Annotated in this window: 11 protein-coding genes; 6 read left to right on the top strand and 5 right to left on the bottom strand. The window is 68.5% G+C overall.

The features are described 5' to 3' along the window. Nucleotides 1-41 precede the first annotated feature (41 nt). Nucleotides 42-617 carry a dCTP deaminase gene (gene dcd, locus ACGFNN_RS19795; protein ID WP_362550013.1) on the top strand — a complete coding sequence of 192 codons (576 nt, stop codon included), beginning with the start codon at nt 42-44 and terminating at the stop codon, nt 615-617. Nucleotides 618-623: 6 nt separating this feature from the next. Continuing rightward, a complete protein-coding gene (locus ACGFNN_RS19800; protein WP_362550016.1) occupies nt 624-1,124 on the top strand; it encodes a phosphoribosyltransferase in 501 nt (166 codons plus the stop codon). A 75-nt stretch (nt 1,125-1,199) separates the two neighbouring features. Here ACGFNN_RS19800 and ACGFNN_RS19805 read toward each other — a convergent pair whose 3' ends face one another. The 3 genes from ACGFNN_RS19805 to ACGFNN_RS19815 form a co-directional block, all read right to left on the bottom strand. Then, nucleotides 1,200-2,123 (bottom strand): Yip1 family protein, encoded by a 924-nt coding sequence (locus ACGFNN_RS19805; protein ID WP_393557450.1) that lies wholly within the window; start codon nt 2,121-2,123, stop codon nt 1,200-1,202. A 229-nt stretch (nt 2,124-2,352) separates the two neighbouring features. Beyond that, nucleotides 2,353-4,620 (bottom strand): (Fe-S)-binding protein, encoded by a 2,268-nt coding sequence (locus tag ACGFNN_RS19810; RefSeq protein ID WP_365092083.1) that lies wholly within the window; start codon nt 4,618-4,620, stop codon nt 2,353-2,355. 92 nt (nt 4,621-4,712) lie between these two features. Further along, nucleotides 4,713-5,396 (bottom strand): sugar transferase, encoded by a 684-nt coding sequence (locus ACGFNN_RS19815; protein ID WP_393557452.1) that lies wholly within the window; start codon nt 5,394-5,396, stop codon nt 4,713-4,715. A 326-nt stretch (nt 5,397-5,722) separates the two neighbouring features. Between ACGFNN_RS19815 and dnaK the strand changes: the two genes are divergently transcribed. The 4 genes from dnaK (at nt 5,723) to ACGFNN_RS19835 (ending at nt 9,955) form a co-directional block, all read left to right on the top strand. Continuing rightward, on the top strand, nt 5,723-7,579 hold the full coding sequence (gene dnaK, locus ACGFNN_RS19820; protein WP_393557454.1) for a molecular chaperone DnaK: 1,857 nt from the start codon (nt 5,723-5,725) through the stop codon (nt 7,577-7,579). Continuing rightward, nucleotides 7,576-8,229, top strand: coding sequence for a nucleotide exchange factor GrpE (gene grpE, locus ACGFNN_RS19825; RefSeq protein ID WP_362550031.1), 654 nt, complete (start codon nt 7,576-7,578; stop codon nt 8,227-8,229). The genes dnaK and grpE overlap by 4 nt, the downstream gene beginning before the upstream one ends. A 93-nt stretch (nt 8,230-8,322) precedes the next feature. Next, nucleotides 8,323-9,507, top strand: a complete 1,185-nt coding sequence (gene dnaJ, locus ACGFNN_RS19830; RefSeq protein WP_362546046.1) for a molecular chaperone DnaJ — start codon at nt 8,323-8,325, stop codon at nt 9,505-9,507. 1 nt (nt 9,508) lies between these two features. After that, nucleotides 9,509-9,955 carry a heat shock protein transcriptional repressor HspR gene (locus ACGFNN_RS19835; RefSeq protein ID WP_014155378.1) on the top strand — a complete coding sequence of 149 codons (447 nt, stop codon included), beginning with the start codon at nt 9,509-9,511 and terminating at the stop codon, nt 9,953-9,955. Nucleotides 9,956-9,986: 31 nt separating this feature from the next. Here the strand turns inward: ACGFNN_RS19835 and ACGFNN_RS19840 are convergent, their stop codons facing one another. Continuing rightward, a complete protein-coding gene (locus ACGFNN_RS19840) occupies nt 9,987-10,997 on the bottom strand; it encodes a LuxR C-terminal-related transcriptional regulator (RefSeq protein ID WP_393557457.1) in 1,011 nt (336 codons plus the stop codon). Between the two features lie 89 nt (nt 10,998-11,086). Then, nucleotides 11,087-12,070, bottom strand: a complete 984-nt coding sequence (locus ACGFNN_RS19845) for a helix-turn-helix transcriptional regulator (RefSeq protein WP_393557459.1) — start codon at nt 12,068-12,070, stop codon at nt 11,087-11,089. Between the last annotated feature and the right edge of the window lie 133 nt (nt 12,071-12,203).

The following is a 12,203-nucleotide window of genomic DNA, read 5'->3' on the forward strand; positions in this document are numbered from 1 at the left end:
CCGGTTGGGGTCGGCTCGCGCGTTCTGCGTATCCTCGGTGCGTGCTTCTCTCAGACAAGGACCTCCGGGCCGAGATCGACGCCGGGCGGGTCCGTATCGACCCGTTCGACGCCTCGATGGTTCAGCCCTCGAGCATCGATGTGCGGCTCGACCGCTACTTCCGGGTGTTCGAGAACCACCGCTATCCGCATATCGATCCCGCCGTAGAGCAGGTCGACCTGACGCGTCAGGTCGAGCCGGAGGGCGACGAGGCGTTCATCCTCCACCCGGGGGAGTTCGTCCTGGCCTCGACCTACGAGGTCATCTCGCTCCCCGACGACATCGCGTCGCGGCTGGAGGGGAAGAGCTCGCTGGGGCGCCTCGGGCTGGTCACGCACTCCACGGCCGGGTTCATCGACCCCGGTTTCTCCGGGCATGTCACCCTGGAGCTGTCGAATCTGGCGACGCTCCCGATAAAGCTGTGGCCGGGGATGAAGATCGGGCAGCTCTGCATGTTCCGGTTGTCGTCCTCTTCCGAATTCCCCTACGGGTCCGAGCGTTACGGGTCGCGTTATCAGGGGCAGCGAGGGCCTACCGCCTCGCGTTCGTTCATGAATTTCCATCGGACTCAGGTGTGATGCGGCATGGCTGGTGAAGCTCGGGAGAATCTGACGTACGAGGCCTTCGGGACCGCCGTACGGGAGCTGGCGCAGGCGGTCGCCGACGACGGCTACGAGCCCGATGTGGTGCTGAGCATCGCCCGCGGCGGGGTCTTCGTCGCCGGCGGTCTGGCGTACGCCCTGGACTGCAAGAACATCCACCTGGTGAACGTCGAGTTCTACACCGGTGTCGGGACCACGCTGGAGATGCCGGTCATGCTGGCGCCGGTGCCGAACGCGATCGACTTCTCGCAGAAGAAGGTCCTCATCGCCGATGACGTCGCCGACACCGGAAAGACGCTGAAGCTGGTCCACGACTTCTGTGTCGACCACGTGGCAGAGGTGCGCAGCGCTGTCATCTACGAGAAGTCGCATTCGCTCGTGAAGTGCGAGTACGTCTGGAAGAAGACCGACCAGTGGATCAATTTCCCCTGGAGCGTCGAGAAGCCCGTCGTGCGCCGTGAGGGCCAGATCCTCGACTCGTAGAAGACGCTCGCACGGAGGGCCCCGGCGCACTGGATTCCAGTGCGCCGGGGCCCTCCGGCTTTGCGGGTACCGCCGTCAGATCGTGCCGAGCTTGATGATCGAGAGCAGGGCGATCAGCTGGATCGCCGAGGCGCCCAGTGCCTTCGGCCACGGCAGGTCGTGGGACTTGCTCACCATCGAGGTGAACAGTGCGCCGGCGGCCAGCCAGGTGGCCCAGCCCAGGATCTGCACCAGTGAGTTCTCGCCGCCCAGGAACAGGGCGAAGACGAGCCTGGGCGCGTCCGTGATCGACATGATCAGCATCGACAGGCCGACGGTCGGCTGCCAGGAGCCCGTGCCGCCGAGCTGGCGGGCCAGGGTGTGGGTGACCGCGCCGAGGACGAGACCGCCGAGGACGAACCCGACCCCCGTGAAGATCACATACGGCGCCGCCGTGGAGACCTCCGCGTGGATCGCCTCGTCGCGGGCCTGGTCGAACCCGAAGAGGGCGAGCAGGCCGTACACGAACGTGACGACGATCGCCGTGCCCCAGACGGGGTAGTCGCGCATCTGCCAGAAGGTCGGTCCCGGCCGCATCACGATGCCGCTCAGCAGCTGCTTCCAGTGCAGCCGCGGGCCCGAGGGCTGTGCGGGCGCGTTTCCGGCCTGGTAGGTGCTGCCCTCGCCGTACGGGTCCTCGTCGATGCTGAACGCCTGGGTGTGGCCCGGGGCGTTCGCGTACGGGTCGTGCTGCGACGGCTGGTGGTGCGGTTCGCCGAAGTACTCCGGCTCGCCGTGGCCGCCCCTGTGCGCGTTGCCACCCCCGTGTCCGTTGCCGCCGTGCCCGCCGCCGTACGGGGCGCCCTGGGAGCCGCCGTACGGTGCGCCGTTGCCTCCTGCCGGAGGCCACGACTGCCCGCCGTACGGCGGCGGTGAGGCCTGTGCGCCGTACGGCTGCTGCTGCGGGTGTTGCTGCGGTGTGCGGTTGTCCCGGCCGCGTCCGATCCTGAATCCAGCCACCCTTCGAACGTACCTGGTCCGTGAGGGTGCAGTGGGTGGGGCGGGGGAACAAGGGTGCCATTGCGGCCTAGCTGTGACATCCCGTAGGGGAACCCTGGGGGGTTCGCCGTACCTCCGGCAACCGGGTGGCACCTGGGCGTACGGGCGCGGGCGTGGCACGCGGAAGCGGCCGGTCCTGCCCCCGAGGCAGGTCCGGCCGCTTCCGTGGTGGAGACGTCCCGGAGGACGTCTACTGCACGGGTTCCGGTTCCGGCTGGTCGGCCGTCTCGGTGTCGTCAGACGGGTCGACGGGGGTCTTCACCGACTCCAGGAGGAGCTGGGAGACGTCGACCACCTGGACGGACTCCTTCGCCTTGCCGTCGTTCTTCTTGCCGTTGACCGAGTCGGTCAGCATGACCAGGCAGAAGGGGCAGGCGGTGGAGACGATGTCCGGGTTGAGGGAGAGGGCCTCGTCGACGCGCTCGTTGTTGATGCGCTTGCCGATCCGCTCCTCCATCCACATCCGGGCACCGCCGGCGCCGCAGCAGAAGCCGCGCTCCTTGTGGCGGTGCATCTCCTCGTTCCGAAGCCCCGGAACGCTCTTGATGATCTCGCGCGGCGGTGTGTAGACCTTGTTGTGACGGCCCAGGTAGCAGGGGTCGTGGTACGTGATCAGACCCTCGACCGGCGTCACCGGGATCAGCTTGCCCTCGTCCACCAGGTGCTGGAGCAGCTGCGTGTGGTGGATGACCTCGTACTCGCCGCCGAGCTGCGGGTACTCGTTGGCGATGGTGTTGAAGCAGTGCGGGCAGGTGGCGACGATCTTCTTGAGGGCCTTGGCCTTCTTGGTCGAGTCGTCCTCGTCGTCCTCGCCGAACGCCATGTTCAGCATCGCGACGTTCTCCTGGCCGAGCTGCTGGAACAGCGGCTCGTTGCCGAGGCGGCGGGCGGAGTCACCGGTGCACTTCTCGTCGCCGCCCATGATCGCGAACTTGACGCCCGCGATGTGGAGCAGCTCCGCGAAGGCCTTCGTCGTCTTCTTGGCGCGGTCCTCAAGGGCGCCGGCGCAGCCGACCCAGTAGAGGTAGTCGACCTCGCTGAGGTCCTCGACGTCCTTGCCGACGATCGGGACCTCGAAGTCGACCTCCTTGGTCCACTCGACGCGCTGCTTCTTGGCGAGCCCCCAGGGGTTGCCCTTCTTCTCCAGGTTCTTGAGCATCGTGCCCGCCTCGGACGGGAACGCGGACTCGATCATCACCTGGTAGCGGCGCATGTCGACGATGTGGTCGATGTGCTCGATGTCGACCGGGCACTGCTCGACGCAGGCACCGCAGGTGGTGCAGGACCAGAGGACGTCCGGGTCGATGACGCCGTTCTCCTCGAGCGTCCCGATCAGCGGGCGCTCGGCCTCCGCGAGGGCGGAGGCGGGGACGTCCTTGAGCTGCTCCTCGGTGGCCTTCTCCGTGCCCTCCATGTCCTTGCCGCCGCCGGCCAGCAGGTACGGCGCCTTGGCGTGCGCGTGGTCGCGCAGGGACATGATCAGCAGCTTCGGGGAGAGCGGCTTGCCGGTGTTCCAGGCGGGGCACTGCGACTGGCAGCGGCCGCACTCGGTGCAGGTGGAGAAGTCGAGGATGCCCTTCCAGGAGAACTGCTCGACCTGGGAGACGCCGAAGACGTCGTCCTCGCCCGGGTCCTCCCAGTCGATCTCCTTGCCGCCGCTGGTCATCGGCTGCAGCGCGCCGAGGGCGACCTCGCCGTCGGCGTTCCGCTTGAACCAGATGTTCGGGAAGCCGAGGAAGCGGTGCCAGGCGACACCCATGTTGGTGTTGAGCGAGACCGTGATCATCCAGATCAGCGAGACGCCGATCTTCACCATCGCGGTGAAGTAGATGAGGTTCTGGAGCGCGCCCAGGGAGAGCCCCTTGAACGCGAGCACCAGGGGGTACGACACGAAGTACGAGGCCTCGTAGCCGTCGACGTGGTGGATGGCGCCTTCGAGACCGCGCAGGGTCAGGATCGCCAGGCCGATGACGAGGATGACGTACTCGACGAAGTACGCCTGCCAGGCCTTGGAGCCGGCGAAGCGGGACTTGCGGCCGGCGCGGGAGGGCAGGTTCAGCAGCCGGATCGCCATCAGCGTGACGATGCCGATCGTGGTCATGATGCCGATGAACTCGATGTAGAGCTCGAACGGCAGCCAGTCCCCGATGATCGGCAGGACCCAGTCGGCCTTGAAGAGCTGTCCGTACGCCTGGAGCAGCGTCGGCGGCAGCGTCAGGAAGCCGATGGCGACGAACCAGTGGGCGAAGCCCACGATCCCCCACCGGTTCATCCGGGTGTGGCCGAGGAATTCCTTGACCAGGGTGATCGTGCGCTGCTTGGGGTTGTCGGTGCGGCTGCCTGCCGGCACCGGCTGTCCGAGACGGACGAACCGGTAGATCTGCGCGACGGCTCGGGCGATGAGCGCAACGCCGACGACAGTCAGCACCAGCGACACGATGATCGCGGCGAGTTGCATTTGGGGGCTCCTCGGGCCTGCGAGGGTGGGATCCAGCGCGTACAAGCGATTACTAAGCAGTAACTTAATCAGTCTGTGCTGACACTATCCACTTATTCCGCCGCGCTGTAGCCGGGCAGGCGGTGATCTGTGTCGCTCAGGTGAGCCTTCCCCGGGTGGCGTAGTCCGCGCAGGGCCGCATGGAGCGGGATGCGTACGGATTGAGCCAGGATCGCCAGGTCGAGCCATGTCCCATGATGCTCCGCGTAGTGCGCGTCCAGGAGAGCGGGTTCGTCCCAGGGCATTCCCGAGCGGGCGCGGACCTGGGCGAGTCCGGTCAGGCCGGGGCGGAGGGCCTGCCGCCGGCGCTCCTGCGAAGGGCTGAGCAGGGCCGCCTCGCCGGGAGTGAGCGGCGGCGGTCCCACCAGGGAGAGGTCTCCCCGTACGACGTGCGGCAGTCGGGAGAGCAGGTCGAGCCGGAGCCGCCGGGTGCGCAGCGAGCGCAGCTCGAACGGGCGGCCGCCGAGCCCGATCCGGGTCTCGCGCGCGACGGCGTTCCCCCGGGTGAGAGGCGGCCTGAGGGTGAGCGCCAGTGCGGCGACCGCGAGGGCGGGTGTGACCAGCAGCAGGAGCGTCGCGCCGAGGGTCACGTCCAGGCTCCGCTTGACGCCCGGCGCCGCCAGGTTTCCGGCGAGCCGGCCGAAGCCGGTGGCCGCCCGTGCGACGGAGAGCCGTGCGAGCCGCGTGTGCCGTGTTCTTCGTGTCCTTCGTGCCGCAGTCTGCTTCGCGTTCCGCATTGCACCTGCCCGGGATCGACGATGTGACGCTATGACCGTCTCGCTGCATTTTGTGACAGAACGATCCCATGGTGCGAGGCTGGGCAGGGGTGTGTGGCGAGGTGGGCGCGCGGGGTGTCGCGGCCGGGGCCGGTCCGGAGCCGTTCGTGCGGCGCGTCGGAGGTCGTCCGGTGGTTTTCCGGCCGTGCCGGAAGGTGTGAAACACCTGGTCAGCCCAGTTGTGAGCATATAAGTTGAGTGTAAGTGGCTCAGGTCCTTTGACTCCGGGGTGGGTGTCATGCATCCTTGAGTCAGATCCACTCAAGTAGTCAGTTGGAGGAATTGAAATGGCACGTGCGGTCGGCATCGACCTGGGCACGACTAACTCCGTCGTCAGCGTTCTCGAAGGCGGCGAGCCCACCGTCATCACCAACGCCGAAGGCGCCAGGACCACGCCGTCCGTCGTCGCCTTCGCGAAGAACGGCGAGGTGCTGGTCGGCGAGGTCGCCAAGCGCCAGGCGGTCACCAACGTCGACAGGACGATCCGTTCGGTCAAGCGCCACATGGGCACGGACTGGAAGATCGACCTCGACGGCAAGAGCTTCAACCCGCAGCAGATGAGCGCCTTCATCCTGCAGAAGCTGAAGCGTGACGCCGAGTCCTACCTGGGCGAGAAGGTCACCGACGCGGTGATCACCGTCCCCGCGTACTTCAACGACTCCGAGCGTCAGGCGACGAAGGAGGCCGGCGAGATCGCGGGCCTGAACGTCCTGCGCATCGTCAACGAGCCGACCGCCGCCGCGCTGGCGTACGGCCTCGACAAGGACGACCAGACGATCCTCGTCTTCGACCTCGGTGGCGGCACCTTCGACGTGTCCCTCCTGGAGATCGGCGACGGCGTCGTCGAGGTGAAGGCCACCAACGGTGACAACCACCTCGGTGGTGACGACTGGGACCAGCGCGTCGTCGACTTCCTGGTGAAGCAGTTCGCCAACGGCCACGGCGTGGACCTGTCCAAGGACAAGATGGCTCTCCAGCGTCTCCGCGAGGCCGCGGAGAAGGCGAAGATCGAGCTCTCGTCCTCGACCGAGACCACGATCAACCTGCCCTACATCACGGCCTCCGCCGAGGGCCCGCTGCACCTGGACGAGAAGCTCACCCGCTCGCAGTTCCAGCAGCTGACCGCCGACCTTCTGGAGCGCTGCAAGCACCCGTTCCACAACGTCATCAAGGACGCGGGCATCCAGCTCTCCGAGATCGACCACGTCGTTCTCGTCGGTGGCTCCACCCGTATGCCGGCCGTCGCCGAGCTCGTCAAGGAGCTGACCGGTGGCAAGGACGCCAACAAGGGCGTGAACCCGGACGAGGTCGTCGCCATCGGTGCCTCGCTCCAGGCCGGTGTCCTCAAGGGCGAGGTCAAGGACGTCCTGCTCCTCGACGTGACCCCGCTGTCCCTCGGTATCGAGACCAAGGGAGGGATCATGACCAAGCTCATCGAGCGCAACACCACGATCCCGACCAAGCGCTCCGAGATCTTCACGACGGCCGAGGACAACCAGCCGTCCGTGCAGATCCAGGTGTACCAGGGCGAGCGCGAGATCGCGGCGTACAACAAGAAGCTCGGGATGTTCGAGCTCACCGGTCTGCCGCCGGCCCCGCGCGGGGTGCCGCAGATCGAGGTCGCCTTCGACATCGACGCCAACGGCATCATGCACGTCTCCGCCAAGGACCTCGGTACCGGCAAGGAGCAGAAGATGACCGTCACCGGCGGCTCCTCGCTGCCGAAGGACGAGGTCAACCGGATGCGCGAGGAGGCCGAGAAGTACGCGGAGGAAGACCACGCCCGCCGCGAGGCCGCCGAGTCCCGCAACCAGGGCGAGCAGCTCGTCTACCAGACGGAGAAGTTCCTCAAGGACAACGAGGACAAGGTCCCCGGTGACGTGAAGACGGAGGTGGAGACCGCGCTCACCGAGCTGAAGGAGAAGCTCAAGGGCGAGGACACCGCCGAGATCCGTACCGCCACCGAGAAGGTCGCGGCCGTCTCCCAGAAGCTGGGTCAGGCGATGTACGCCAACACCCAGGCCGAGGGTGCGGCCCCGGGCGCCGAGGCGCCGGGTGACGACCAGGCCCGCGCGGCCGACGACGACGTCGTCGACGCCGAGATCGTGGACGACGAGAAGGACCAGAAGGGCGGTGCGGCGTGACCGAGGAGACTCCGGACTTCGAAGAGAAGCCCGACGTCCCCTCCGGCGCCAGCTCCGACGACGCCGAGCCGAAGGCCGCCACCCCCTCCGAGGAGGAGGCGGCGGCCCCGGCCGGGGACGTGCAGCAGACCGCGGCTCTGACGGCCCAGCTGGACCAGGTCCGCACGGCGCTCAACGAGCGCACGGCCGACCTCCAGCGGCTCCAGGCCGAGTACCAGAACTACCGCCGTCGCGTCGAGCGTGACCGGGTGACGGTCAAGGAGGTCGCCGCGGCGGGCCTGCTGACCGAGCTGCTGCCCGTGCTCGACGATGTCGGCCGGGCCCGGGAGCACGGCGAGCTGGTCGGTGGCTTCAAGTCGGTGGCCGAATCCCTGGAGACGGTCGTCGCGAAGCTCGGCCTGCAGCAGTTCGGCAAGGAGGGCGAGCCCTTCGACCCGACGATCCACGAGGCCCTGATGCACTCGTACGCGCCGGACGTCACCGAGACGACCTGCGTGGCGATCCTGCAGCCTGGGTACCGCATCGGGGAGCGCACCATCCGCCCCGCGCGGGTGGCCGTGGCCGAACCGCAGCCGGGCGCCACGCCCGCGGCGGCGAAGGAAGAGAAGAAGGCAGACGACGAGGAGAGCGGTGGCACCGAAGAGGTCTGACCTGGCGTCCGACCACGGGTGTGAACACCGACGGGCCGTGCGGCCGGCCTTCGGGCCGGCCGCCCGGCCGATCGTCCGGAAGGAGGGACGTCGATGAGTACGAAGGACTTCGTCGAGAAGGACTACTACAAGGTTCTCGGCGTCCCCAAGGACGCCACCGACGCCGAGGTCAAGAAGGCGTACCGGAAGCTCGCCCGCGAGTACCACCCGGACGCCAACAAGAGCGACGCCAAGGCGGAGGAGCGGTTCAAGGAGATCTCCGAGGCGAACGACGTCCTCGGCGACCCCAAGAAGCGCAAGGAGTACGACGAGGCGCGCGCCCTCTTCGGCAGCGGAGGCTTCCGGGCGGGTCCCGGTGGTGCGGGCGGCAACTTCAACTTCGACCTGGGAGACCTCTTCGGGGGCGCTCAGGGCGGTGGCCAGACCGCGGGAGCCGGCGGGTTCGGCGGCGGTGGTCTGGGCGACGTGTTCGGCGGACTGTTCAACCGGGGCGGTGCGGGCACCCGTGTCCAGCCGCGGCGCGGCCAGGACATCGAGTCCGAGGTGACGCTCAGCTTCACCGAGGCGGTCGACGGGGCCACGGTCCCGCTGCGGATGTCCAGCCAGGCACCCTGCAAGGCGTGTTCGGGCACCGGCGACAAGAACGGCACCCCGAGGGTCTGCCCCACCTGCGTCGGCACCGGTCAGGTGTCGCGCGGCACCGGCGGCGGATTCTCGCTGACCGACCCCTGTGTGGACTGCAAGGGCCGGGGCCTGATCGCACAGGACCCCTGCGACGTCTGCAAGGGCAGCGGCCGGGCGAAGTCGGCCCGCACGATGCAGGTCCGGATCCCCGCCGGAGTCTCCGACGGTCAGCGGATCAGGCTGCGCGGCAAGGGCAGTCCGGGCGAGCGCGGCGGACCGGCCGGCGACCTCTACGTCGTCGTCCACGTCGACGCCCACCCGGTCTTCGGCCGCCGGGGCGACAACCTCACCGTCACCGTGCCCGTCACCTTCCCGGAGGCGGCGCTCGGCGGCGAGGTGAAGGTCCCGACGCTCGGAGGCCCTCCGGTCACCCTGAAGCTTCCGGCGGGTACCCCCAACGGACGTACCATGCGGGCCCGGGGCAAGGGCGCCGTACGCAAGGACGGCACCCGTGGCGACCTCCTGGTCACCGTCGAGGTGGCCGTACCCACGGAGCTCGGCGCGGACGCCCAGGACGCGCTGGAGGCCTACCGGAAGGCGACCGCGGGGGAGGACCCGCGGGCGGAGCTGTTCCAGGCTGCGAAGGGAGCTTGAGATGGACGGCCGTCGACGCAATCCGTACCAGCTGACGGACGAATCACCGGTCTACGTGATCTCGATCGCGGCCCAGCTCTCGGGGCTGCATCCGCAGACCCTCCGCCAGTACGACCGGCTCGGCCTGGTCTCGCCCGACCGCACGGCCGGGCGGGGTCGGCGTTACTCGGCCCGCGACATCGAACTGCTGCGCACCGTGCAGCAGTTGTCGCAGGACGAGGGCATCAACCTCGCCGGCATCAAGCGCATCATCGAGCTGGAGAACCAGGTCGCCGCGCTCCAGCAGCGCGTGGCCGAGCTCTCGGCGGCGGTGGACGGCGCGGCCGTGGCCATGCAGCAGCGTGAGGCCCAGGTGCACGCCTCCTACCGACGCGACCTCGTGCCCTACCAGGACGTTCAGCAGACCAGCGCGCTGGTCGTCTGGCGGCCGAAGCGGCCGAAGGACTGAACGCTCCCACGACAGGGCCTGCCCCGGAGTCTCACGGCTCCGGGGCAGGCCCTGTCGGTGTGTCGGCGAGGCTGGACCGCGCGATGAGCACACCCAGTTGCGTGCGGCTGGTGGCGCCCAAGGCCCGCATCAGCTTGGCGATGTGGGAGCGGCAGGTGCGGACGCTGATGCCCAGCTTGCCGGCGACCATGACGTCGCTGTGGCCTTCGGCGAGGAGCCGGGCGACGCTCTGCTGGACGGCCGTCGTCCGGGTGCCCGGGACCGCCGCGGTGAGCTGCTGCCCGATGGGCGTCGCCTGGGCCCAGAGCACCTCGTAGACCTGGATCAGGTAGTCCACGAGCGCGGGGTGCCGTATGCGCAGGGCCGTACGGCGGTCGGGGGCCGCGGGAATGAACGCCACGCTGCGGTCGAAGATGATCAGGCGGTCCACGGTCTGCTCGGTGGTGCGGACCTGGAGGCCCTCGGGAGCCAGCTGTCCGACATACTCCCGGACGTTCGTGCTGTAGCGGGCCGGGTGCTGGTAGATGTGCCGCAGGCGGGCACCGCGGCCCATGGCCGTACGGGCGTTGTCGAGGCCCCGTTCCATGAGGCTCATGGGCCGGTCGCTGCCCGGCTGGGCGGTGAGGACCTGTTCGTCGACGAAGGCGCTCGCCTCCCGCAGAGCCGCCTCGATCGCGGGCCTGCCGTCGAGGACCGTGATCGCCAGGTCCGGGTCGGTGCTGGCCGCGGAGGTCAGGGGGACGAGCGAGCGGCTCAGGGCCGAGGCCAGCCGGACGCGCTCGTCCAGTTCCCGGGTGAGCGGCTGCAGCAGGTCCGCCAGAGCGGCGGACGGCGGTATGGGGCGCATCCGGTCGGTGTCACCGGGATCAGGCCGCAGGAGACCCATGTCCTCCAGGCAGGGGGCGGCCGTCAGGTCGGAGCGGCGGATGCCTCCCGCGGCCAGCGACCGCTCGTACAGCTCCAGGCCGGTGGCGCACAGCTTCCCCGGGTGGTGCGGATGCTCCCCGTTCGCCTCTTCGATGGTGATGTGACACCCCCTCACTTCATGCAGTGCACGATCATGACCGTGGCGCGGACGCCACTCCTGGGAGAGAGTGGCACCGGACCGTCCCGGTCGGGCGGCTCACGCCGTCAGGAGTCCTGGTCCAGGATCCCCGAACGGGCGATCAGATAGCCGAGCTGAGCCCGGCTCGTACTGCCGAGCGTGGCGGACAGCTTTGCGACGTGGGCGCGGCAGGTACGGACGTTCATGCCGAGCCTGCGGGCTATGGAGTCGTCCACATGTCCCTCGACGAGGAGTTGGGCGATGGAGCGCTGAACGCCGCTCACACCCTTGGTGGGCGGGTCGTACCGCGGTTCCCCCAGCAGCGGCGAGGCGCGGCTCCACAACTGCTCGAAGACCTTCACGAGATAGTTCACGAGCCCCGGGTGCCGGAGTTCCAGGGCGACCTGGTCGTCGTTCTGCGCGGGGATGAAGGCCACCGTGCGGTCGAAGACGAGGAGGCGCTCTATGAGCTCCTCCAGGGTGCGTATCTCCACATTGTCCTGGGCCAGGCGCGCGGCGTAGGCGAGTGTGCCCTGGCTGTGCCTGACGGTGTGCTGGTACAGCGTGCGCATGGCGACGCCCCGGTTGACGACCGAGAGCGCTCGTTCCAGGCCCTCGCTCAGACGGTCCTCGCCCCGGTCCCCGCCCGGCTGCACGGTGAGGACCTCGGTGCGGCACTCGGCGGTGGCGAGATCCAGCGCGGCGTTGATCCTGTTGCCGCCCTCCAGCACCGTGATGGCGTGGGTGGTCGGCGGGTCCTGAGCGCTGATGTCCATGAACGGTTCGAACGACTCGGCCAGTGCGACCGAGCGCCGGCGCCGCTCCTTGATCTCCCGCTCCAGGGGGTGCAGACGCTGCGCCAGCGCGGCGGACGGTGGGACGGGCCGCAGCCATGTCGTATCGTCCGGGTCCGGGTGCAGGAGCGCGAAGTCCATCAGGCAGGGTGCGGACGCGGCCTCGGCGCGGGAGATCCTTCCGGAACGGAGTGCGCCGGCGTAGAGGCGCTTTCCCTCATCGCACAGTTCGGTGATCCCGTGAGGATGTGTCTGTGTTGTGTCACTTGTGGTCATATCTCCACCCCCCAGGTTCCTGAACATGCAGGAACATGATGCATCGTCCCAGTGGCGTTGGGGGGGCCAGGTGAGACATCGTCGTGGAGGCGGGGGAGAAGAATCCACAAGTGAGGACGAAGCCGACTATGTA

The organism is Streptomyces sp. NPDC048590 (genome assembly GCF_043199535.1).
Taxonomy (GTDB): domain Bacteria; phylum Actinomycetota; class Actinomycetes; order Streptomycetales; family Streptomycetaceae; genus Streptomyces.